Annotated in this window: 18 protein-coding genes and 4 pseudogenes; 14 read left to right on the top strand and 8 right to left on the bottom strand. The window is 72.0% G+C overall.

Annotated elements, in window-relative coordinates:
• The first annotated feature begins 125 nt into the window (after positions 1 to 125).
• Entirely contained in the window at positions 126 to 1,304 is a 1,179-nt protein-coding gene (locus BLU95_RS37230; protein WP_231978085.1) for a YncE family protein, read from the top strand.
• A 33-nt stretch (positions 1,305 to 1,337) separates the two neighbouring features.
• Here BLU95_RS37230 and BLU95_RS37225 read toward each other — a convergent pair whose 3' ends face one another.
• Positions 1,338 to 1,580: a WhiB family transcriptional regulator gene (locus BLU95_RS37225; RefSeq protein WP_231978084.1), complete on the bottom strand. Its 243-nt coding sequence runs from the start codon at positions 1,578 to 1,580 to the stop codon at positions 1,338 to 1,340.
• 331 nt (positions 1,581 to 1,911) lie between these two features.
• Between BLU95_RS37225 and BLU95_RS37220 the strand changes: the two genes are divergently transcribed.
• The 3 genes from BLU95_RS37220 to BLU95_RS37210 all read left to right on the top strand — a co-directional run bounded on the left by BLU95_RS37220 (position 1,912) and on the right by BLU95_RS37210 (position 5,014).
• On the top strand, positions 1,912 to 3,453 hold the full coding sequence (locus BLU95_RS37220; RefSeq protein WP_093863883.1) for a TolB family protein: 1,542 nt from the start codon (positions 1,912 to 1,914) through the stop codon (positions 3,451 to 3,453).
• A gap of 164 nt (positions 3,454 to 3,617) precedes the next feature.
• Entirely contained in the window at positions 3,618 to 4,253 is a 636-nt protein-coding gene (locus BLU95_RS37215; RefSeq protein WP_093863882.1) for a TetR/AcrR family transcriptional regulator, read from the top strand.
• The gene (locus BLU95_RS37210; RefSeq protein ID WP_093863881.1) at positions 4,250 to 5,014 is read left to right on the top strand and encodes a glucose 1-dehydrogenase; all 765 of its coding nucleotides are present in this window, start codon (positions 4,250 to 4,252) and stop codon (positions 5,012 to 5,014) included. Before BLU95_RS37215 ends, BLU95_RS37210 begins: the two co-directional genes overlap by 4 nt.
• A 107-nt stretch (positions 5,015 to 5,121) precedes the next feature.
• Here the strand turns inward: BLU95_RS37210 and BLU95_RS37205 are convergent, their stop codons facing one another.
• Positions 5,122 to 6,441 carry a cytochrome P450 family protein gene (locus BLU95_RS37205; RefSeq protein ID WP_093863880.1) on the bottom strand — a complete coding sequence of 440 codons (1,320 nt, stop codon included), beginning with the start codon at positions 6,439 to 6,441 and terminating at the stop codon, positions 5,122 to 5,124.
• 351 nt (positions 6,442 to 6,792) lie between these two features.
• Here BLU95_RS37205 and BLU95_RS37200 point away from each other — a divergent pair, with 351 nt between their 5' ends.
• Together BLU95_RS37200 and BLU95_RS37195 are read left to right on the top strand one after the other, a co-directional pair.
• Positions 6,793 to 8,430 (top strand): ABC-F family ATP-binding cassette domain-containing protein, encoded by a 1,638-nt coding sequence (locus BLU95_RS37200; RefSeq protein WP_093863879.1) that lies wholly within the window; start codon positions 6,793 to 6,795, stop codon positions 8,428 to 8,430.
• A gap of 245 nt (positions 8,431 to 8,675) precedes the next feature.
• Complete coding sequence (locus BLU95_RS37195) at positions 8,676 to 11,003, top strand: MMPL family transporter (RefSeq protein ID WP_093865409.1); 2,328 nt, start codon at positions 8,676 to 8,678, stop codon at positions 11,001 to 11,003.
• On the opposite strand, the gene BLU95_RS37190 is transcribed toward BLU95_RS37195, so the two are convergent.
• The gene (locus tag BLU95_RS37190) at positions 11,000 to 12,139 is read right to left on the bottom strand and encodes a mechanosensitive ion channel family protein (RefSeq protein ID WP_093863878.1); all 1,140 of its coding nucleotides are present in this window, start codon (positions 12,137 to 12,139) and stop codon (positions 11,000 to 11,002) included. The two genes, BLU95_RS37195 and BLU95_RS37190, sit on opposite strands and share 4 nt — an antisense overlap.
• Positions 12,140 to 12,327: 188 nt before the next feature.
• On the opposite strand from BLU95_RS37190, the gene BLU95_RS37185 reads away from it, so the two are divergent.
• Complete coding sequence (locus tag BLU95_RS37185; RefSeq protein WP_093863877.1) at positions 12,328 to 12,696, top strand: PRC-barrel domain-containing protein; 369 nt, start codon at positions 12,328 to 12,330, stop codon at positions 12,694 to 12,696.
• A 152-nt stretch (positions 12,697 to 12,848) separates the two neighbouring features.
• Entirely contained in the window at positions 12,849 to 13,796 is a 948-nt protein-coding gene (locus BLU95_RS37180; protein ID WP_093863876.1) for a tyrosine-type recombinase/integrase, read from the top strand.
• Positions 13,797 to 13,850: 54 nt separating this feature from the next.
• Here BLU95_RS37180 and BLU95_RS37175 read toward each other — a convergent pair whose 3' ends face one another.
• A complete protein-coding gene (locus BLU95_RS37175; protein ID WP_093863875.1) occupies positions 13,851 to 14,042 on the bottom strand; it encodes a helix-turn-helix transcriptional regulator in 192 nt (63 codons plus the stop codon).
• Between the two features lie 242 nt (positions 14,043 to 14,284).
• Here BLU95_RS37175 and BLU95_RS37170 point away from each other — a divergent pair, with 242 nt between their 5' ends.
• Complete coding sequence (locus BLU95_RS37170; protein WP_093863874.1) at positions 14,285 to 15,031, top strand: DUF5131 family protein; 747 nt, start codon at positions 14,285 to 14,287, stop codon at positions 15,029 to 15,031.
• On the opposite strand, the gene tcmP is transcribed toward BLU95_RS37170, so the two are convergent.
• Positions 15,021 to 16,172 carry a three-Cys-motif partner protein TcmP gene (tcmP, locus tag BLU95_RS37165; RefSeq protein WP_093863873.1) on the bottom strand — a complete coding sequence of 384 codons (1,152 nt, stop codon included), beginning with the start codon at positions 16,170 to 16,172 and terminating at the stop codon, positions 15,021 to 15,023. The two genes, BLU95_RS37170 and tcmP, sit on opposite strands and share 11 nt — an antisense overlap.
• A gap of 224 nt (positions 16,173 to 16,396) precedes the next feature.
• Here tcmP and BLU95_RS37160 point away from each other — a divergent pair.
• A pseudogene (locus tag BLU95_RS37160) lies at positions 16,397 to 16,777 on the top strand (ATP-binding protein); the annotation flags it as partial.
• Between the two features lie 382 nt (positions 16,778 to 17,159).
• Here the strand turns inward: BLU95_RS37160 and BLU95_RS37155 are convergent.
• Positions 17,160 to 17,381: pseudogene (locus BLU95_RS37155) on the bottom strand (DNA methyltransferase); the annotation flags it as partial.
• On the opposite strand from BLU95_RS37155, the pseudogene BLU95_RS45900 reads away from it, so the two are divergent.
• The 4 genes and pseudogenes from BLU95_RS45900 to BLU95_RS43130 form a co-directional block, all read left to right on the top strand.
• A pseudogene (locus BLU95_RS45900) lies at positions 17,378 to 17,554 on the top strand (site-specific DNA-methyltransferase); the annotation flags it as partial. The pseudogenes BLU95_RS37155 and BLU95_RS45900 overlap by 4 nt on opposite strands.
• Entirely contained in the window at positions 17,555 to 18,331 is a 777-nt protein-coding gene (locus BLU95_RS37150; protein ID WP_093863872.1) for a quinone oxidoreductase family protein, read from the top strand.
• A 98-nt stretch (positions 18,332 to 18,429) separates the two neighbouring features.
• Entirely contained in the window at positions 18,430 to 19,083 is a 654-nt protein-coding gene (locus BLU95_RS37145; RefSeq protein ID WP_093863871.1) for a helix-turn-helix domain-containing protein, read from the top strand.
• Positions 19,084 to 19,097: 14 nt separating this feature from the next.
• Entirely contained in the window at positions 19,098 to 19,280 is a 183-nt protein-coding gene (locus BLU95_RS43130; RefSeq protein WP_093863870.1) for a hypothetical protein, read from the top strand.
• A 237-nt stretch (positions 19,281 to 19,517) separates the two neighbouring features.
• Here the strand turns inward: BLU95_RS43130 and BLU95_RS37135 are convergent, their stop codons facing one another.
• Positions 19,518 to 20,006: an isochorismatase family protein gene (locus BLU95_RS37135; protein ID WP_093863869.1), complete on the bottom strand. Its 489-nt coding sequence runs from the start codon at positions 20,004 to 20,006 to the stop codon at positions 19,518 to 19,520.
• 252 nt (positions 20,007 to 20,258) lie between these two features.
• Positions 20,259 to 21,219 (bottom strand): annotated as a pseudogene (locus tag BLU95_RS43495) (transposase); the annotation flags it as partial.
• Positions 21,220 to 21,673: the final 454 nt, after the last annotated feature.

Below are 21,673 nucleotides of genomic sequence, written 5' to 3'. Positions count from 1 at the left end.
GGGGGATCGACCGATCGGACGACACCGCGGTCCACCGGCCGTCGCCCCCGGACGGGCCGGGCAGCCGATTCCCCGCGGGGGCCCGAGGACGGAGGCTGGGGGGCGGCCCAGTCCGAGGAGGATCCGTGACCACCCGCGCCGCACGCACCCGCACCGCTGCCCTGACCGCGCTGACCGCGCTGACCGCCGTCCTGCTCTCCGCCTGCGGCTCCCCGGAGCCGACGGCCACGCCGCCGTCCGCCCCCACCGCGGCCCCCGCAGCACCCACACCCACACCCACGCCCGCCCCGGCCGCCGACTCCGTCGCCCCCTCCCCCACCCTGCTCGTCACCGACTTCGGCGCCGACACCGTCACCTTCGTCGACCCCTCCCGCCCGGGCCGCGCCGCCGACCTCGGCTCCGTCCGGGTCGGCACCGCCCCGTACGGCCTCGCCGTCGCGCCCGACGGCACCGCCTGGGTCGCCACCGCCGAGGGCGTCGCCGTCGTCGACACCCGCGCCCGCACCCGGACCGCCCTGGTCCCCCACACCACCCGCACCGGGCCGGTCACCACCGGCGAGTACCGGGGCGGCGGCATGGGCATCGCCCTCTCCCCGGACGGCTCCCGCGCCTACGTCGGCGTCAACGTGCCGGGCGGCAACGGCACCCTGGAGGTCGTCGACACCGCGACCCGGACGGTCGTCCAGGTGGTCGCGGTCGGCCGCCGACCCTTCGACGTGGACGTCTCCGCGGACGGCCGCCGGGTCTACGTCACCGACCACGACTCCTTCGACGTCACCACCGTCGACACGGCCACCTGGGCCACCCGCCGGATCGAGGTCGCGCCCTACGGCACCGAGGGCGGGCTCGGCTCCTGGCTCAAGCCGCACTACGCCGCCGTCCGCCCGTCCGACGGCGCGCTGCTGCTCCCCTTCGAGGGCGAGCGGCTCGCCGTCGTCGACCCGTCCACCGGTCGGGTCGACGTCGAGCCGATGACCGCGAACACCCATCAGCACGGCGTCACCGCCGCCCCCGACGGCACCCTCTACGTCGTCGGCACCGGCCCGATCGACCCCGCCACCGACGCCGGACCGTCCCTCACCGTCCGGACCCCCGACGGCCGCGAGCGCCTCGTCCCCCTCGACGGCCCGCACGAGACCGTCACCCTGTCGCCCGACGCCCGCACCGCCTACGTGTCCGGCGGCTTCACCCGCGAGGGTGGCTGGGACGGGCTCACCGTGGTCGACACCGCCACCGGCCGCACCTCCCGCCTCCCCGTCGGCCACCTGCCCCTCGCCGTCGCCGTCCTCCCGGACCGCCCCTGAGCGCCGTTCCCGAAGGACCGGCCGAGGCCGGGTTCACGCCCGGCGCCGGCGGATCGCACGGCGCTCCGTCTCCGTCGTCCCGCCCCAGACTCCCTCCACGGCGACGTTCAGCGCCCACTCCAGGCACTCCCGCGCCACCGGACAGCGGCCGCACACGGCCTTCGCCTCGTCGCTCTGCGCGAGTGTCGCGAAGCTGGTGCCGCTCCCGATGGGGAAGAAGAGTTCGGGGTCCGAACCCCGGCACCCGGCCGACGCCCGCCAGTTCGTCTCCCGCACGGTGCACTCCGTTCTCCCGGTCTCCCCTCTATGACTGCGCAGCGGCGGTGATTGTGACATCGGCCGCCGGGCGGCGCCGGGAGGGCGTTCCCCCGGGGCCCGCGCGGGGCGGGGGACAGCCGAGGACGTCAGGGCGGCGCGACGGTCCGGCCGCCGAGGGGCGTCCGACCGTGCCCGGATCGGGTCATTACGTTGTGTTATCAGTCAGTTGACGTATCTTCCACTCCCCTTCCCCCTCGATCGTTGACGACCGGACACCGTGGGGGCTTGGCTTTGCCGGGAAGCCCGCCACCGGGAGGGAGCCCGGCCGGGCGATCCGAGGGGAAACTCGATGACACGTACCACCCGGACGACCCGCAACCGGTGGCTCGCGGGCGGCGGTGCGCTGGCCGCGGCCGCCGTGATCGCCGCCACCGCCGCTCCGGCCCAGGCCACGGCCCGGCCGGTGGCGCACGGCACCGTCCAGATCAGCACCGGGGTTAACGGCACCGCGCCCGACGGGCAGTCGTTCGGCCAGGGCGTCAGCGCCGACGGCCGCTTCGCCCTGTTCACCTCCTGGGGCACGAACCTGGTGGGGCAGCCCAGCAAGGGCGGGCGCGACGCCTATGTGACGGACCTGCGCAACGGGCGCACGGAGCGGGTCAACCTCTCCGACTCCGACGAGCCGCTGACCGGCTTCACCGACTACGTGGCGATCAACGCCAACGGCCGTTACGTCGCCTTCGAGAGCGACTCCGAGGGCGTGACGGCCGACCCGAGGGTGACCGGGCGCACCGAGGTGTACCTGCGCGACCGCTGGACCGGACGCACGGAACTGATCAGCGGCAGCGCGGCCAGGACCGACACCGACCAGTACCACTCCTCGTACGCGCCCTCGATCAGCGCGGACGGCCGGTTCGTGGCGTTCGTGTCCTCCCGGACCGACCTGGACCCGACGGTGGTGGACACCGAGCCGCCGACGGCCGGAGCCGGGCCCTCCTTGGCCCGGCCGTACACCTGGAAGTACAACGTCTACCTCACCGACCGGCGCACCCACACCACCCGGCTGATCTCCCGGGACCTCAACGGCAAGCCGGGCGAGAGCCTGTCGGTGCACCCGACGATCAGTGCCGACGGCCGCACCATCGGCTTCTCCTCGCTCTCCGAGCTGCTGCCGCAGGACCAGCCGCCCGCCCCCGAGGACGTGGAGACGACCCCGGGCGCCGCCGAGGCCGCGCGCCGGATCGTTCCGCAGGGGGCCGCGGCCTCGCTCGCCGCCCACCCGACCGCCGCCACCTACTACGTCTACGACGTGCCCGGCCGGCGTCTCACCGCCGCCAGCACGGGCACCGACGGCACGGTGGGCGCCTCCAGCTTCGAGGCGACGATCAGCCCCGACGGGCGGCGCGCGATCTACACCCTGCCCGAGCCCGGCGGCTCGACCAACGGTCACCGCTACCACACGGTGCTCCACGTCCGGGACCTGCGGACGGGCACCGTGACCAAGATCAGCGGCGGCCTGCCGGGCACCAGCTCGGTCGGCTCCTCGGACCACGGCTCGATCACCGCCGACAACCGCTGGCTCTACTTCGAGTCCGCCGCCGACAACCTGGTGGCCGGCCCGCAGCACGCGGAGTGGGACATCTACCGCCAGGACCTGCGCACGGGCCGGACCGAGCGGGTCTCCACGGCCGCCGACGGCTCGCTCGGCAACGGTGCGTCGAACGCCCCGTTCGTGGACGCCGCGGGCCGCACGGTGGTGTTCGGCTCGACCAGCCGCAACCTCGTGACCGGCCCCGGTGCTCCGGCGGCCGAGGACTCCCAGGCCTTCGCGGCCTCCGTCGGGCACCACCGGGGCGGCGGCGACAACCAGGGCGAGGACGACAACGGCTGACCGAGGGAACGGGACCTCGCGGGTCCGTCCGGCCGCACCGGCCGGGCGGGCCCGCTCGCCGTCGGGGACAGCGCGAGGGACGCCCCGGTCCCCGGCCGCACGGCCCGACCGGGACGGACGACCCTGCTTTGCGATTAATAATGCCCAGTATTAATCTTGGTCCCATGGCAAGGACGTCGGCGGGCCACGAGACCCGCGAGAGGCTGATCCGGGCGGCGGAGGAACTCTTCGCCACCCGGGGCGTAGAGGCCTCCCTCACCAAGGACATCGTCCGGCTGGCCGGACAGAGCAACCCGTCCGCCGTGCAGTACCACTTCGGCTCCCGCGAAGGGCTGCTGGACGCGATCATGGCCGCCCGGCAGGAGCGCACCGAGCGGGCGCTCGCGCCGAGGCTCCCCGCCCTGGCGGAACAGGACCTCCCCGGGCTGCTCGACGCCCTGGTGACCGCCGAGGCCACCGAGCTGCGCACCGAGCAGGGCCGGCACTGCCTGCGGATCTCGGCCCAGATCAGCCACAGCAGCGGCGTCCGCACCCGGACCCCGCACCCCACCCTCGCGGGCGGCGGCTACTGGCGGCTGATCGGTCTGGCCGAGCAGCGGATCTCCGGCCTGCCGGAGCCGATCCGGCTGGAGCGGCTCGACCTCGCCCTCACCTTGATCGGCGCGGCGCTGGCCGACCGGGCGCAGCAGTACCTCACCGGATCCACCCCGCTGACGGACGAGGAGACCTTCCTCGCCGACCTGGTGACGGTGTCCGCCGCCATGCTCTCCGCCCCCACCCCCTCCAGGAGCACGTCATGAACGACCTGACCGGCAAGACCGTCATCATCACCGGCGGCGCCCGCGGCCTCGGCGCCGAGGCGGCCCGGCTCGCCGTCGCCGCCGGGGCCAATGTGGTGATCACCGACGTCCTGGAGGAGGACGGCCTGGCCACCGCCGCCGAGCTCGGCGAGCGGGCCCGTTTCGTACGGCACGACGTGACCTCCGAGGAGGACTGGCAGCGGGTGGTGGACCACGCGGTGGCGGAGTTCGGCGCGGTGCACGGCCTGGTCAACAACGCGGGGATCTCCACCGGCACCCTGCTCGCGGACGAGAGCGTCGCGTACTTCCGCAAGGTGCTGGACGTCAATCTGACCGGGGTGTTCATCGGGATGAAGACCGTCGTCCCGGCGATGCGCGCGGCCGGCGGCGGCTCGATCGTCAACATCTCCTCGGCGGCCGGTCTGATGGGCCTCGCCCTGACTGCCGGCTACGGCGCCTCCAAGTGGGGCGTGCGCGGCCTGAGCAAGATCGGCGCGGTCGAGCTGGGCACCGAGCGGATCCGGGTCAACTCGGTGCACCCGGGCATGACCTACACCCCGATGACGGCGGCGGTCGGCATCCAGCAGGGTGAGGGCAACTACCCCAACACCCCGATGGCCCGCGTCGGCGAGGCTCCCGAGATCGCCACCGCCGTGGTGTACCTGCTGTCGGACGACGCCTCCTACGTGACCGGCGCCGAGCTCGCGGTGGACGGCGGCTGGACCACCGGGCCGACCGTCAAGTACGTCATGGGGCAGTGAGCCGGACGCGCCGTCGGCCGCGCCGTCGGGCCCACTGACCCGGCCTCCCGCGCGTCGCGTCCCCGTCCTTGCTGGAACGGGGACGCGACGCGCGGCCGCCCGCCGGTCTACCGCACCCCGCCGAGCAGGACCGGGAGTTCGCGGTGCCCGTTGGAGATCAGCGATTCGACCGGCCGCAGGTCGGCATCGGGGGCGAGGGCGAGGTCCGGGAACCGCTCGAAGAGCATCCGCAGGGCGGTCGCCCCCTCCAGCCGGGCCAGCGGGGCGCCGAGGCAGAAGTGCGGGCCGTGGCCGAAGGCCAGGTGCTCCTTGACCGGCCGGGTCACGTCGAAGACGGCGCCGTCCTCGCCGTAGCGGACGGGATGGCGGCCGGCGGCGGCGTAGGAGGCCAGGATCGGGTCGCCCTTGCGGAGGACCACCCCGCCGGGCAGCTCGATGTCCTCGACGGCGAAGCGCAGCGGCAGGTGCGCCACGGGCGCGTCGCGGCGCAGCGCCTCCTCGACCACGTCGCCCCAGCCGACCTTGCCGGCCCGGACCAGGGCGAGCTGCTCCGGGTGGGTGAGCAGTGCGGCGATGGCGTTGTCGATCAGGTTGACGGTGGTCTCGTAGCCGGCCGAGACGACCAGCAGCAGGGTGTCCCGCAGCTCCTCCTCGGTCAGCGCCGAGGCGCCGGCGGTCACCGCCGCCCCGCCCTCCCCCTGCGGCCCGTCCTCGCCGTCGCCGGTGTCGCGGGCGGCGATCAGCAGCGAGGTCATGTCGTCTGCGGGCTCGCGGCGCTTGGTGGCGATCAGCTCGTCCAGCATCGCGTAGAAGGTCGTCATGTTGGCGACGGCCTCCTCGGTGGTGCGGGTGGTGTCGAAGACCCGGTCGACGGTGGTGCGGAAGCTGTCCGTGAGGGCGTCGGGGAGTCCCAGCAGCCGGGCGACGACCTGGATCGGCAGCCGGTAGGCGAGGTGCTCGCGCAGGTCGACGGGGGTGCCGGGAGGCATCGCGGCCAGGTCGTCCAGCAGGGCGCCGGTCAGCTGCTCGACCTGCCCGGTCATGGCGGTGATCCGGCGGACCGAGAACGCGGTGCCGACCAGCCGGCGCAGCCGCCGGTGCTCCGCACCGTGGGCGGTGAACATGTTGCGGGCGGCCACCCAGATCGCCAGCGGCCAGGTGGGGACGACCTCGGCGAAGTCAGGCCAGTGCTGGAGGCCGTCCTTGGACACCCGGGGGTCCTTGAGCAGTTCCTCCAGCAGCCCCGGGTCGGCCACCGCCCAGGCCCGCACTCCCAGGAGGTCGACGGGCGTCGCCGGCCCGCGCTCGAACAGCTCGGCGGTCTCGGCATCGCGGTTTCGACCGGTCGGGTCCAGCACGAGTCGTTCCACGGGGGGCTCCTTCGGTCGGGTGACGGAGGCGCGCGGGCCGCGCACGGGGACGAGCATGCCGTCGCGTGCCCGGTCACGTCGAGAGGGCCTGTGCGGCACGGACGGTGACGGTTCATCAGATCCTTCGGGTCGCCGCCGGCGGAAATCGGGTGGCGACCGGCATCCCCGGCTGTTAGCCTGCCGGGAACGTTGATCTTTTCGGTGGCCCTTCCCCGGGCCACGTCCTCAAGGAGACCGGACATGGTGGTGGACGACGACATCTCCGGGTGATCACCCGGAGCCGACAGGCCGCTCGCCGGTGCATCGAAGCACCGCTGCCGCGGCCCGGCTGTCGTCCCCTTCTCCCCTTTGTCCGACACCCGGGCGGGTGTGTCCTCCCCCGCCCTGTCACTCCACGAGGTCACCTCCATGTCCGGCGCTTCCGTCGTCTGCACCAACCTGTCCTTCTCCTGGCCCGACGACACCCCCGTCTTCCAGGACCTCTCCTTCGCCGTCGGCCCCGGCCGCACCGGCCTGGTCGCCCCGAACGGCAGCGGGAAGAGCACCCTGCTCCGGCTCCTCGCCGGTGAACTGCGCCCCTCCGCCGGGTCGGTGACCGTCGACGGCGTCCTCGCCCACCTTCCGCAGACCCTCCCCCTCACGTCCGGGCTCACCGTCGCCGAGGTCCTGGGCATCGCCGACGTGGTCCGGGCCATCGACGCGGTGGAGTCCGGCGACGTCGACGAACGCCACTTCACCACCATCGGCGACGACTGGGACATCGAGGAGCGCACCCGCGACCGGCTCGACCGCCTCGGCCTGGGCCACCTCGCCCTCGACCGCGACCTGGGCACCCTCAGCGGCGGCCAGATCGTCTCGCTGGGCCTGGCCGGCCGGCTGCTGCGGCGCCCCGACGTGCTGCTGCTCGACGAACCCACCAACAACCTCGACCGCGACGCCCGGCACCGGCTCTACGACGCGCTGGACGACTTCCACGGCTGCCTGCTGCTGGTCAGCCACGACCGCGAACTGCTCGACCGGACGGACCGGATCGCCGAGCTCGACCGGGGCGGGCTGCACTTCTTCGGCGGCAACTTCACCGCGTACGAGGAGGCCGTCCGGGCCGGACAGGAGGCCGCGGAGCGCACGGTCCGCAGCGCCGAGCAGGAGCTGAAGCGGGAGAAGCGGGAGCTGCAGCAGGCCCGCGAGCGGGCCGAGCGCCGGCAGAGCAACGCCGCCCGCAACCTGAAGAACGCCGGGCTGCCCAAGATCTTCGCCGGCACCATGAAGCGCGGCGCCCAGGAGTCCGCCGGTCGTTCCGGCCAGGTGCACGCCGGCCGGGTCGGCGAGGCCAGGGCGCGCCTCGACGAGGCCGAGCGGGCGCTGCGCGACGAGCAGCGGATCGTGGTGGAGCTGCCGGACACCCAGGTGCCCGCCGGACGCACCCTGTTCCTCGGCGAGCGGCTGCGGGTCCGGCTCGGCGACCGGGAGCTGTTCGCCGGGCCCGGCGTCGACCTGACCGTCCGCGGCCCGGAGCGGATCGCGCTGACCGGCTCCAACGGCTCGGGCAAGAGCACCCTGCTGCGGCTGCTCGACGGGAGCCTGGCCCCGGACGGCGGCACGACCAGGCGGGCCGAGGGCCGGATCGCCCGGCTGTCGCAGCGGCTGGACCTGCTCGATCCGGACCGCACCGTCGCCGAGAACTTCGCCGCGTTCGCCCCGGAGCGCCCGGAGGCCGAGCGGATGAACCTCCTGGCCCGGTTCCTCTTCCGGGGCCCCGGCGCCCAGCTGCCGGTCGGGCTGCTGTCCGGCGGCGAGCGGCTGCGCGCCACGCTGGCGTGCGTCCTGTGCGCGGACCCCGCGCCGCACCTGCTCCTCCTGGACGAGCCGACGAACAACCTCGACCTGGTGAGCGTCGGCCGGCTGGAGAGCGCCCTGACCGCCTACCGGGGCGCGTTCGTGGTGGTCAGCCACGACGAGCGGTTCCTGGAACGGATCGGGGTGACCCGCCGGCTGCACCTGTCCGAGGGCGGGCTGCGGGAGGCGGCGGTGCCCACCGCGTCCTGACCCGGCCGCCGGGGTCGCCGTGCGCGGCCCCGGCACCGCCGGCGGGGGCAGCACCGTCGACGGGCGCGGGGGGGACCGACCGGCGTGGGCGGGGCTGCACCGCCGACGGGCGGGGACACCGACCGACGTCGGCGGGCGACACCGCCGGCGGGGCGACTACCGGCGAGTACGGCGTGCTCGGCGCGGCGGCCCGGGGACGCTGCTCCGGATCGATGCGCAACCGCGCCGAAGACCGGGAGCCGTTCATGCCGCCGTCCGACCCGCCGTCCGATCCCACGCCCGACCCGCGGTCCGCACCGAATTCCGTTCCGAACTCCGGCCCGCGGCCCGACCCGCGGTCCGCGCCGCCGTCCGGCCGCCGCGGCCCCTCCGCCGCCGCGCCACCGACCAGGCGCTCGGGGCTCCGGCGGCTCGGCGAGTGGTGCGCCCGCCACTCGGTGCTGGTCATCGTGCTGTGGATCGTGGCGCTGGCCGCCGTCCAGACGGCGAACAAGACGGTCGGCGGCGACTACTCGGACGACTTCTCGCTGCCCGGCTCCCAGGCGCAGCAGGGCCAGCAGGTCCTCCAGGCGCACGTCCCGGCCGCCGCCGGCACCAGCTCCCAGGTGGTGCTGCACGACGCCCAGTCCCTGACCGGCTTCGCCCCGCAGGTGTCCCAGGTGGTCGCCTCGCTGTCGCAGCTGCCGCACGTGCTGGGCGCGCAGAGCCCGCTGCCGCCGGCCGGGCAGCCCGCCCCGCCCGGCGGGCCGCTGGCCGCGGACGGTCTGACCGGCTACATCACGGTCCGTTTCGACACCAATCCGACCCTCCTGGACCCGGACTACCTGAACGGCGTGGACGCGGCGGTGGCCCCGCTGCGCGAGGCCGGCGTCCAGGTCGAGTACGGCGGCCCGCTGGGCGAGCTGGCGCAGCCCGAACCCGACGACCGCCTCAGCGAGGTGATCGGCTTCGCGGTGGCGATCATCGTGCTGCTGATCGGCTTCCGCAGCGCGATCGCGGCCGGACTGCCGCTGGTGACGGCACTGTTCGCGGCCGTGGTCGGCCTCGGCGCGCTGGGACTGATCGCGGCGCTGTCGACCTTCGCGACCGTCGCGCCCACCCTGGCCACCATGATCGGCATCGGGGTCGGCATCGACTACGCGCTCTTCCTGCTCACCCGGCACCGACAGAACCTGATGGACGGGGTGGATCCGGTGTCCTCGGCCGGACAGGCCGTGGCCACCAGCGGCCGGGCGGTGCTGGTCTCGGGCTGCACCGTGATCATCGCGCTGTCCGGACTGTCGGTGTCCGGCATCTCCTTCATGGCCAAACTCGGGATCGCCGCCGCCGTCACCGTGGTGTCGGCGGTCCTCGGCGCGCTGACCCTGCTGCCGGCGCTGATGGGGCTGATCGGCCGCCGGATGGACCGGATCACCGTCGGCCGCCCGATCGCCGAGAGCAACGGGGAGGACGGCGCCGAGACCGGCGTCTGGCACCGCTACGCCCGCCGGGTCGAGGGGCGCCCCTGGTGGTACCTGATCGCCGGCGTGGTCGCGCTCGGGATCCTGGCGATCCCGCTGTTCTCCATCCAGCTCGGCCACATCGGGGACGGCGCCGACTCCACCGACTTCACCGACCGGCGCGCCTACGACCTGATGTCCGAGGCCTTCGGTCCCGGCTCGAACGGGCCGCTGACCCTCGTGGTCGACCAGAGCGCCGTGCCCGCCGAGAACCGGCCGGGCGTCCAGAGCGCCGTGCAGCAGGCCCTCACCGGCCTGCCCGGCGCGGCGAGCGTCGGTCCGCTGCAGCTCAGCCCGGACGGCGTGGTCCTGTTCAACACCGTCGTCCCCACCACCTCGCCGCAGGAGCAGGCCACCACCGACCTGGTCAACCGCCTGTCGGACACCGTGCTGCCGGACTCGGTCGCCGGCACCGGCGCGAAGACCTACGTCACCGGCAACACCGCCGCCCAGGTGGACTTCCTGGACATCGTGTCGAGCCGGCTGGTCCTGATCATCGCGGTGGTGGTCGGACTCGCCTTCCTGATCATCCTCGCCGTCTTCCGCGGCCTGCTGGTCGCCGTCAAGGCCGCCGTGCTCAACCTGCTGTCGATCGCCGCCTCGTACGGGGTCCTGGTGGCGGTCTTCCAGTGGGGCTGGGGCGGCCCGGCGCTCGGGGTGAACGGCACGGTCCCGATCGAGAGCTACGTGCCGATGATGATGTTCGCGATCGTCTTCGGGCTGAGCATGGACTACGAGATCTTCCTGCTCTCCCGGGTGCACGAGGCCTGGCTGCGCACCGGCCGCAGCCAGGACGCCGTCGCGCACGCCCTGGAGATCACCGCCCGGGTGATCTCCTGCGCCGCACTGATCATGGTCAGCGTCTTCGCCGCCTTCATCGTCAGCGACAACATCGTGATCAAGATGATGGGCCTCGGCCTGGCGGTCAGCGTGCTGGTGGACGCCACCATCGTCCGGCTGCTGCTCGTCCCGGCGGTGATGACCCTGCTCGGCGCCTCCGCCTGGTGGACGCCCCGCTTCCTGGACCGGATCCTGCCCCACATCGACGCCGAGGGCGAGAACGAGCCGGTCTAGGGCGTCGCTCCCGGACCCCGGTCCTCCCGCCGGTCGCCCTCCCGCCGAGGCCCCTCCCTCCGAGGCCCCTCCGCCGGCCCGGTCCCCCACCGCGGGGGGACCGGGCCGGGTGCCGCGTCGGTCACGGCGACCCGGGGCAGGGCGTGCGGATGGTTCTCGACCAGGTAGCCGATCAGGTGCTCGCGCAGCTGGCAGCGGAGCTCGAAGGCGTTCTCGCCGTTCGCGGCGGTGGCGAGCGCCCGGACCACGATGGTGGTGGGCGTGGTGTCGACCACCTGGAGGGCGCTGCCCTCGCCGTCCCACAGCGGGTGCCCGGACAGGAACGCGTCGAACTCCTCCCGCAGCTTCCCGACCGGCGCGCGGTGGTCGAGGTGGAGCAGCGCCGTGCCGGTGATCCGGCTGGTCCGGCGGGACCAGTTCTCGAACGGTCGGCCCACGAAGTACGACATCGGCATGACGATCCGCCGCTGGTCCCAGGTCGCGATCACCACCGCCGTCAGCGTGATCTCCTCCACCGTCCCCCACTCGCCCGCCACCACGACCACGTCACCGATCCGGGCCAGGTCCCCGAACGCCATCTGGACCCCGGCGAAGACGTTGCCGAGCGTGCTCTGCGCCGCCACGCCCGCCACCAGGCCGACCAGACCCGCGGAGGCGAGCAGACTCGTCCCGACCCCGCGCACCGCCGGGAAGGTCATCAGGATCGCGCCCAGCGTCGCCAGCGCCACCACCGCCTGACAGATCCGGCCCAGCAGATCGGCCTGGGTCCGCGCCCGGCCGGCCCACGCCGGGTCGCGGCGGTGCACGGCGAGCCGCACGGTCCCGTCCACCAGCAGCGCCACCACCCGGGCCCCGAGCCAGCCGCCGGCGGCGATCGCCACGATCACCACCAGGTGCCGCAGCGCGTCCCGCAGGGCGGGCGGCGCGTCGATCCACGGCAGCGCTCCGAGCAGGAGCAGGCACGCCGTCAGCGCCAGCAGCGGCCGCCGGCACCGGGCCAGCACCCGCGGCACCCCCGTCGCCCCGCCGTCGGCCGACACCCGCCGCACCACTGCCCGCTCGGCCCGGTCCAGGCCGTACGCGAGCAGCACCGCCGCCAGCACCGCCACCAGCAGTCGTACCGGACTCCACCCCATGTCCCGCTCTCCGTCCGCTCCACCGCCGGGCCACCGCGCCCGGTCCGCCGCCTCGCCTTTCCCGCCCGGGGCCGGCCACACCTCCCGGCGACCGGGTGGCATGGATCCCCCGGACCGGGGCACCCGAGCGGTGCGCGTCCGCCGCGGCGGACGCGCACCGGCCCGAACGACGGAAGGGAGAAGGACACATGAGCGAGGGCGTCAACCTCTGGCAGTTCCGCGACACCGCCGGCCACACCGCCGGCACCGACCTCATCGGATTCCACGTGGAGGCCGTGGACGGCTCCGTCGGCAAGGTGGACCGCCTCTCCGAGGCGATGGGTTCGCAGTACCTGGTCGTCGACACCGGCCCGTGGATCTTCGGCCGCCTGGTGCTGCTCCCCGCCGGCACGGTCATCCGGATCGAGATCGGCGAACAGAAGGTCTACATCGACCGCACCAAGGACGACATCAAGCACAGCCCCACCCTCGGCGTCGACGACACCGACCGCGGCCCGGACTTCCAGGACCGCTACGCCCTCTACTACAGCCCGTTCTACGGCGGCCGCCGCTTCTGACCGGGCTCGAGGGTGAACGCCCGAGAGCCATAGGGGCAGTGCAACGGCCCCGGACCTGCACAAAGGCCCGGGGCCGTTATCACGGCGCTGACGTTTCTGCTCAGCTCAGGGCCCGGCTCGCCGAGGTCTACCACGCACGCAAGCACTCTCCGATGAGTGCGCACAAGGCGGAGCGCATCCGGAAGTACGGCACCATGCAGTTCTCGGCCTGTACCGCCGACTGGCTCAAGGGCCAGCGGCACCAGAGCCCGACCTCGCTGCGGAACATCGAATCCATCCTCAGGACCCACATCCTGCCGGCCTTCGGCAGCCGTCGTACGGGCGCCTTCGACCACAAGGTTGTGGAGGCGTTCATCACGGAGATGGAGCGGAACGGCGTTGGTCTGGCTGCTCAGACCAACGCATTCGTCAGGCTGAAGACAATCCTGCTGGACGCACACAGGCTCGGCCTGTACGAGGAGAGCCCTCTGGAGGGGGTGCAGCCACCTCAGTACACTCCGAGCCGCGCGGTGGTCCCTTCCCTCCTCCAGCTGCACGGGATACGGACCGCCGGCGACGATGCCTTCCGTCTGGTGGCGGAACTCATGAGCGGTTGCGGCCTGCGCAACGGCGAGGCAGCCGCCGTCAACGTCAACAACATCGTCGCCGACGACGTCTACCGCGTCTGCGAGCAGGTCAACCAGGCCACCAATGCCTACACGCCCCTGAAACACCGCAAGACGGGCGAGTACCGCGACGCGCCCCTCCCCGCGCGGACCAAACAGGCCATCGAGCGCTATGCGGAGACCCACGGGACCGTGGACGGCTACCTGCTCCGCAACCCCAAGGACATCACTCTGGCCATGCCGCACCACATCATCAGCGGGCAGTGGAGGAGGATCAAAGCCTCCGGCCAGGTCGACATCCCCGAGGGCATGGTCCTCTACGGCCTGCGCCACTTCTTCGCGTCGAACTGCCTCAGCAACGGCATACCGATCACCGACGTCGCCGAGTGGATGGGCCATCGCGACGTCAAGGTCACGTTCAAGCACTACCGCCACCTCATGCCCGGCTCCATCAGCCGCGCCGCCCAGGTCCTCGACCTCGGCCTGACCGCCTGAGCAGGCGGGGGCTGGGCCGGGGCTGGCCCGGCCCAGCCCCCGCAGCATTGGCGCCTACGCCGCCCGCATCCTCTGCTGCCTGACCCATGCCTGGACCTCCGACACCTTGAACTGCAACTTCGCGTTGCTCCCGCGCCCGAACTTGTAGGGCACAAGCCCAAGGCGAGGCGCATCGCGGTAGACCCAGGCAACGGACATGTTCAGATACGCGGCGGTCTGCTTGACAGTCATGAACTGCTCGGACATGAGAGGTTCTCCCAGCACAGCGGTCGACACCCACCGAACGGCGGGAGCGCCGAGTGTCACCGAGCCTGGCGGCTTGGCCGAGCCGCCGCCCAGTGGTACCGGACCGAACACGCCGACGGCCACGGTTCATTGACCTGCGCGGTTCGACAGCGCCCCGCTCACCGGAGGAGTGTGGTCCGGAGATGGGACTCTGGCGGCTGCGGGGCGAGCGCTGCAGAGCACAACGGCGATCGGGAGCGGCAGTGGGCGAGCGCAGCGGAATCGAGTGGACGGAGGCGACGTGGAACCCCACAACGGGGTGCGACCGGGTGTCGGCCGGGTGCAACAACTGCTACGCGCTCACGCTGGCGAAGCGGTTGAAGGCCATGGGCGCCGCGAAGTACCAGAACGACGGTGATCCGAGGACGTCCGGACCCGGCTTCGACCTCACACTCCACCCGGCTGTCCTGCGAGCCCCGTACCGCTGGCGTGCTCCGCGAACGGTGTTCGTCGACTCGATGTCCGACCTCTTCCATGCCCGCGTACCGCTCGACTTCGTACGCCGGGTCTTCACGGTGATGGCGGAAACGCCGCAGCACACCTACCAGGTACTCACCAAGCGGGCCCGCCGGCTGCGGCGCGTGGCGGAGCGGCTTGAATGGCCGCCCAATGTCTGGATGGGCGTGTCCGTCGAGAGCGCGGAGGAGCTGGCCAGGGTCGACGACCTTCGTGCCGTCCCCGCTGCCGTCCGGTTCCTGTCGTGCGAGCCCTTGCTCGGCCCGCTCGACGGGCTGGGGCTCGACGGCATCCACTGGGTCATCGCCGGCGGTGAATCCGGGCCCGGGTTCCGTCCCATGGAGGCAACGTGGGTCCGGGATGTCCGCGACGCCTGTGTCCGGGACGAGGTGGCGTTCTTCTTCAAACAGTGGGGCGGACACACGCCCAAGGCCGGCGGGCGCCTGCTCGACGGTCGTACCTGGGACGAGCTGCCCCTGCCGGTCAGTGTCTGAGCAGCGGACGCACCTCCAAGTTCTTGATCCTCGACACCTTCCCGTCGTTCGCGATGAGCCCATCCGCATACAGCTGCCGGATCGCCCTTCCGACCACAGTCTCCGGCACTTGGCCGTAGAAGTCACCGAACACCTGGACCGTGTGGTCGACCAGCTTGAACGGCCGCCCCTGCCACAGGAGCGTCCGGATGTTCTCCGCGATGGCCGGCACGGCCTCCTGCTGCACTTTCGCCGGGTCCGGCCGCCGCATCGCCGCCAGCGTGAAGAGGGCGTTGTCGCCGGCCTCCTCCTGTAGCTCGACCCCTTTCCACCAGGTGTCTCGGGCGCGGGCGTGAGCGTCGCCGAACACCCAGAGACCGTGGTTGCTTCGAGTCCCGAAAACCAGGTTGTAGACCGCCTTCTGTCCCGGCCCTTTGGTGACCGGCACCGACACCATGCGCATCCCGGTTGCCTTCCCCAAGCGCAGGCTGTACTCGGCGGCGACCTTCTCGTCAGCGTCGTGCGTGTACCCGTCGGCGAAGAACCGCCGCCACCAAGTCCCGCCGCAGACCGCGTCGAGCCGCTCGTTGGTCCGCTCGTTCCCCTTCGGGGAGTGCGAGTTACCGCCTATCCGCCGTACCGCCATCATGCTGAAGTTGAGCAGCAGTTCCGTGGGCGGCCAGCCCGTAGTGGTGCGCCGACGGTCCAGGACATCGACCAAACGGTCGAACGGCAGAGCGAGCCCACACGGGTCCAGGAAGAGGAACAATGGCCGGCCCGCCGCGGTTGCGAGCACCTCGTCGAACAGACCCAGCACGTCACCGTGGAAGGCCCGTGCGTCGACACCGCGGGACCGGTACGCCCCCACCAGTGCTTCGAGCTGTGTGAAGGACTCGGCGGAGCGCTCCGCGAAGAAGCACGTCCACCGGACAAGGCCCTTCGACTGATGATGGGCCGCCACCGTGAGCACCCGGTCGGCCGACCCCGGCTCACCATTCAGATAACGCCCCTCCCCGGCGTACCCGTCCAGGTAGACAACCTCACCGCTCGGCGAGCCGGTCATCCCGCCGAACTTCGGTATGTACCGGCTCAGCAGGTCATGCTTGAAGACGCTCGGCAACCCCGGCTCGGCCCAGTATTCCCCCGCCGTACCTTTCGACATCCGTCCCCTCCGGCCCCACGCCCGCACCAGAAACCGACCGTTACAGAGTCGGCGAGATGGGAGTGCCACGTAAAGGGGGCGTACAGGTCACGAAGGCCCGGGACCGCAAGACCTACCGACCAGAACCGGCCCGGAGAACTCATCCGGGTCGAGTGCTGCCCCATGTCTGACTATCTCTCATTCAAGCCCCTTCCAGGGCTCGTCATCATCAGCGGCCAGGTCATCGCCCCAGGCCTGCCTCTGCCCGCAGCGGCAGGCTCCGCCTGCCCGCGCACCGAATGACCACCGCCGTCGCAGGCGGCGCCTACCCGTTCCTGGCCGAGGCCGGGCTCGGCGCCGAGGGGGTCTTCGTCGGTCGTGAACTCCACGCCGAGGGGAGCTTCTGCTTCGACCCCTCCACCTTCTACAACTCCGGTTGAATAGAAGGCTTCACCAATCCGAACGCGGTCCTGTGCGGAGTGATCCGCATGGGCAAGTCGGCGCTGGCCAAGTCCATCGCCACCCGGTCCATCGCCCACGGGCACAAGATCTACATTCCGTCCGATCCGAAGGGCGAGAGGAGCGGGCTCGCCGAGGCACTCGGCGGCCAGACCATCGCGCTCGGCCTTGACGGGGTGCTGACCTTGGCCAGCGAGCTGGAAATGGTGCCACTCAAGCACTACATCGCCTACAAGCGGCTGCGAAACGTCGCAACAGTGATCTTTTGGGCCGTCAGCATCGCACCGGGCGATCCTGATGTACCTCCAGTTGGACCCCGACACGGTGAAGCTCGAGGAGGGCTTCACCCGGAACGTGAGCATCACGGGCCACCTGGGCACGGGTGACCTGGAAGTACGGATGGCTTCGTCCGCCGACGTCGAGAGGGCGGTGCCGCTGATCCGGCGGGCGATCGAGGAGTCCTGACCGACGCGAAGGGGGCGACTGGAGCCTGGTACTCCAGCCGCCCCCTCATGTCTGTGGCCGGTCCGCCGGGTGCTGTCGGTCATGTCACACCTCCGGTCCTGCGAGGGCGAAATCGTCCTGGGTCAATTCCGCTCGTAGTCGCTGCTCGGCAATCTCGGCATAGTGCGGGGAAAGTTCGACGCCGATGAACCGCCGGCCTTCTCGCAGGGCGGCGACGCCGGTCGAGCCACTGCCGGCAAAGGGGTCGAGAACGACACCGTCCTCGGGGCAGATCCGGACGAGCTGCTGCATGATCTCCACCGGCTGGCACGATCCCCTGGATCAAGCCCACCTGCCGACCGAGGAAGGGCGGCTTCAAGCAGTCCGCGGAGTTCATCACCTGGGGCGTCAAGGGCACCCTGGACAACACCCGCGCGCTCTACCTTCCCGGCCACTTCATCGCCAGCCAGCCCCGCAAGGGCCGCGTTCACATCACCCAGATGTTCATCCCAGGGAACGAGGTCCTGGGCATCGCCGAGGACGGACGCCGCTACGTCGCCCTCGGCCGCGGCGGCGGCTACGCCGAGACAACCGTCGTCCACCGCAGACTCGCCTTCGAGATCCCGGACAGCGTCAACGACCACGACGCACTCGCGCTCACGCTCCAGGGCAACACCGCGTGGCACCTGCTCTTCACCGACCTGCGCGTGACGGCCGAGGACACGGTCCTGGTCCCGGCCGCCGCCGGCGGTGTCGGCTCGCTCGCCGTCCAGCTCGCCAAGCACGCCGGCGCGAAGGTCGTCGCGATGGCCTCCAGCGAGGCAAAGCGCCGTACCGCCGTCGAGCTCGGCGCCGACGCCACCGTCGACTCCTCCACCACCGACGCCCTCACCGAGCGGATCCTCGAAGCCTCCGGCGGCCCCGTCAGCGCCGCCCTGGAAATGACCGGCGGCGACGTCTTCCACGCCACCCTCGCCGCCCTCAGCCCGCGCGGACGGATGTCCGTCTTCGGCGCCGTCACCGGCGTCGACGGCCTCGTACCCATCACCAGCCTGCTCGCCGGCTCGAAAGCCGTCAGCGGCTTCTGGCTCCCCAACCTCTACCCCACGCGAACCCATCTCAAGGACTCGATGACCGCGCTGTTCGCCGCGGTCGCCGAGGGCTGGCTCAAGCCGCTCAACGGCCCGGTCTACAAGCTCGGCCAAGCCCGCCTGGCCCACCACGACCTCGCGGCCCGCCTCACCGCCGGCAAGGTCGTCCTCGACGTCGCGCGCTGAAACACCACCCACCCTCACGTCTCGCACACCCACCTCCGGCGGGTGACCGCGAGACACCCCGCGCCGCGATGCGGCGCAACAACCCTCCGGAACCTCCCATGAAAACCACCACCTCCGCGACCGGTACCACGCCCGACCGACGCCCCAACGACGCACCGGGCAAGCCACCGTCGTCGCTCGCCACCCGCGCGTTCGCCGTCCAACAGGCATTCACCCGCCTCCCCGGCGACGTGCACCCGCTCCGCGCCATCGCCGGCGCCGCCGGCCTCAACGACGCCACCACCCACCGCATCCTGCAGACCGGCGTCGGCAACGGCGTCTTCGAACAGGTCGGCCGAGGCCGCTACCGCCTCGGCACCGGCACCGCCCGCGCCGGCGTCCAGGCCATGGCCCACTCCCCCGGCGCAGCCTCCACCCACGGCATCCTCGAACGCCTCCACCACGCCACCGGCGGCCTCGCCCTGCTCTACGTCCTCGCCCCCTTCGGCGGCGCCAAGCGCCTGTGCACCGACTACGCCATCGGCGACCTCGACCCCACCGAGGTCGGCATGTCCGCCGAGGACGTCGTCTCAGTCTCCCGCTCCCTGCGCACCGGCGCCTCCGGACGGGTCATCCTCGCCCACCTGCCCCAGCCCATCCAGGACCTCGTCCTCGCCGAAGAGATCCACCCACGGCCGGCCCCGGCGTCATCCGCGACAACGACGCCCTCGCCGCCACCCTCGACGAGATCCGCCGACTCGGCTTCGGAGTAGGCCGCCAGGAATGCATGCCCGGCTGGGACTCCGTCGCCGCCCCGGTCCACTGGCACGACGCCATCATGGGAGCCGTCCTCATGCTCAAGCGATCCACCGAGATGCCGACTGACCTGCGCCCACTGATCTTCCACACCCGCAAGGCCGCCGAGAGCATCAGCGCCCTGACGGCCACCCCGCTCCCAACTGCCCTTTGATCCGAAGCGGTCGAGAAGGCTCGGCGCTGCCTCTGTGACAGACACAGGGCAGCAGCGCCGAGCCGTGATCGAGGCGCATCAGCGCGCTCCGGCGCCGGACCGAGCACATACGCCCCAGTGCGGGCCCGCCCTACGTGTCAGCGGTCATGTCATTCCCACGGGGACGGCGGTCCTGCAGGGAGCGCCGTGGCGTCCCGGCGGATCGAAGCCTGTCGGAACCGACCCACTGGGCCGACGTCAGCTGTAGTCAGCGGTGTTCCGCACCTCGCCGAAGCGCGGGAAGGTCCGCTCGACCGTGAACTCGTGCTCGTCCGCGGCCAGTCCGGACATCGCGTCGGCCACGAACTCCAGTCGGTAGCCGTGGTCCGCCGCGGCCCGCGCGGTGGACTCGACGCCCATCGTGGTGACCAGGCCCGCGATCACCAAGGTGTCCGCACCCAGTTTGCGCAACTGCTCGTTCAGATCGGTCCCGTAGAACGCGCCGACAGTGCGCTTGACCACCACGACGTCGCCATCGTGTACCAGGCCGTCGGCGAAGTCGCTGCCCGGCGGCTGCTCGGCGACGTTCGGACGCTCCACCCGTACCAGCACCACCGGCCGCCCGCTCGCCCGAAACGCCTCGGCCAACGCGCGGCAGCGCACGAGCACTTCGTCACCGGTGTGCGGGGCGAGAGGGAGGGCGACGATGCGCGGCATCAGGTCGATGAGGATCAGGGCGGAGGTCATAGCGACGATCGTAGGACCGCTCGTCGGCGCGACAGCCGTCTCGGCGATCGTCGGCCCCTCGCGGTGGGAGTTGTCCGTACCCGAGTCCCAGCGACCCCACGCGGCTGTGCTCCGTGGGCCTGCCGGCGCGGCGGCACCCGAACGGATCCGTTGCCCCGCGCTGGTGATCCACGGAACCACCGACACCATCACGTCCGCCAAGGCGGCCATGCACTTCGCCAAGGAGCTGACCATACTGGGAGACGGCCACGACAGCCCGAACCGCCGTAGGAAGGTCTGCCACTCCCGGTCTGTGTCCTCCGTGGCTGCTGGCCGTGACCACCACAGCCACAGCGGCCTGGGATAATCGCCGCTGGGCAGGTGATCGACCTGGAGGCGGATCACGGTGCCCTCGATGAGGGAGCTGGCCAGGGTGGCCCCGCCAGGCGGCGCGCTGCTGCAGCTCTGGGTGGGGGGCGGTCCCAGCTCTGGGCGTGGGCGGTGCCGTAGCGGGTGGTCTGGGACTTGGTCTCTGTGTCCGGGTCGACCCAGGTCCTGATGTCCTTGAAGATGAACTCGCCGCCGTGCTTGGGTGGCCGCCCGCCGGCTGGACTGGCCTGGGCGAACTGCGCGCGGCTCGGCGCTGGGCGTCGCATCACCCGGCCCGAGCGCAGGAGTCCCAGGATCTCGACGGGCAGGTCGCGCAGAAGGTGGGCCAGCCGCATCACGTCGTAGCCTGAGTCGGCCACGATCCGCGCCAGCAGGTCACCCAGGTGCCACCGACCCATCGTGATCAGGCGCTCAACCAGGTACCGGAGCTGTGCGGCGCTGACTACGGCAAGGTCATCGCCCGGCCGCAGTCGGACGGCGTCCGGCGGAGCGACCAGCGAGGTCCGGCCTGATTCGAGGGCAACGACGCACGAGTAGGGCCGGCCCGGGATCATCAGATGCTTGCTCCCGTCGCATCCGTAGGTGTGGCAGAACGAGCGGGCGTTGCTCGTGCCAGCATCGGGACGCAGCCATGGCGACACGTCCGTTGCCAGCACCAGGCGGCCCTTGTTCAGCGCGCCGTACAGGGCTCCGTGTCCGCGCCGGTGCTCGGGGCGAGCGCCAGGTCCACCAGCGTCTTCACCAGCCCGTCGGTGCACAGCACCGCGTCGGTGAGCTCGAACAGCGCGTCGCGGCCCCGGTCAGGCAGTCGTAGATGCCCCCCAGAAGCGTGACAGTTCCACAAGCGGCCCGCCCTGTTCCACCGGACTCACGAAAAGGACTGATCTTGGAGTGCCCTGGCCCCGCTGCAGAGCCCAGAAATCGCAGCGCCCCGCAGCACGAGGGCTCAGGTCAGGACTACTTGCGATCCACCGTACGGGTGCGAGCGCCTGGAGGTCCGGCCGTTTGATCTGCGTCCGCCCGCCAGTGCGGCGAAGCCGACAAGTCGCTCGTCCGGGCCAAGGGCTTGGCGGTCACGACCGATCAGATCACCGGCGCATACGGGCCAGCCTTGGGACCCGCCCGCAAGGGGGTGCGACGGGTCGCAAGGCTGGCCCATGCACCGTTCCCCCCGGAGCCATCGGAAATCGGGAACGGGCGGCCGGCACGGGTAAGGCGTCCCGGCCAGCGGAACCGGCGGACCACCGCCCGATCGCGTCCGCCGGTTCCGCAGCCCTCGCCGTCCAGCGGTCTGCCGT

This window comes from Streptomyces sp. TLI_053, from assembly GCF_900105395.1.
GTDB lineage: Bacteria > Actinomycetota > Actinomycetes > Streptomycetales > Streptomycetaceae > Kitasatospora.
This window is presented reverse-complemented; position numbering and strand designations above follow the sequence as displayed.

Coding starts and splice junctions, on each gene's coding strand:
- BLU95_RS37220 (WP_093863883.1), top strand. CDS start 1,912: ATGACACGTACCACCCGGACGACCCGCAACCGGTGGCTCGCGGGCGGC.
- BLU95_RS37215 (WP_093863882.1), top strand. CDS start 3,618: ATGGCAAGGACGTCGGCGGGCCACGAGACCCGCGAGAGGCTGATCCGG.
- BLU95_RS37210 (WP_093863881.1), top strand. CDS start 4,250: ATGAACGACCTGACCGGCAAGACCGTCATCATCACCGGCGGCGCCCGC.
- BLU95_RS37205 (WP_093863880.1), bottom strand. CDS start 6,441: ATGCTCGTCCCCGTGCGCGGCCCGCGCGCCTCCGTCACCCGACCGAAG.
- BLU95_RS37200 (WP_093863879.1), top strand. CDS start 6,793: ATGTCCGGCGCTTCCGTCGTCTGCACCAACCTGTCCTTCTCCTGGCCC.
- BLU95_RS37195 (WP_093865409.1), top strand. CDS start 8,676: ATGCCGCCGTCCGACCCGCCGTCCGATCCCACGCCCGACCCGCGGTCC.
- BLU95_RS37190 (WP_093863878.1), bottom strand. CDS start 12,139: ATGGGGTGGAGTCCGGTACGACTGCTGGTGGCGGTGCTGGCGGCGGTG.
- BLU95_RS37185 (WP_093863877.1), top strand. CDS start 12,328: ATGAGCGAGGGCGTCAACCTCTGGCAGTTCCGCGACACCGCCGGCCAC.
- BLU95_RS37180 (WP_093863876.1), top strand. CDS start 12,849: ATGAGTGCGCACAAGGCGGAGCGCATCCGGAAGTACGGCACCATGCAG.
- BLU95_RS37175 (WP_093863875.1), bottom strand. CDS start 14,042: ATGTCCGAGCAGTTCATGACTGTCAAGCAGACCGCCGCGTATCTGAAC.
- tcmP (WP_093863873.1), bottom strand. CDS start 16,172: ATGTCGAAAGGTACGGCGGGGGAATACTGGGCCGAGCCGGGGTTGCCG.
- BLU95_RS37150 (WP_093863872.1), top strand. CDS start 17,555: ATGTTCATCCCAGGGAACGAGGTCCTGGGCATCGCCGAGGACGGACGC.
- BLU95_RS37145 (WP_093863871.1), top strand. CDS start 18,430: ATGAAAACCACCACCTCCGCGACCGGTACCACGCCCGACCGACGCCCC.
- BLU95_RS43130 (WP_093863870.1), top strand. CDS start 19,098: ATGCCCGGCTGGGACTCCGTCGCCGCCCCGGTCCACTGGCACGACGCC.
- BLU95_RS37135 (WP_093863869.1), bottom strand. CDS start 20,006: ATGACCTCCGCCCTGATCCTCATCGACCTGATGCCGCGCATCGTCGCC.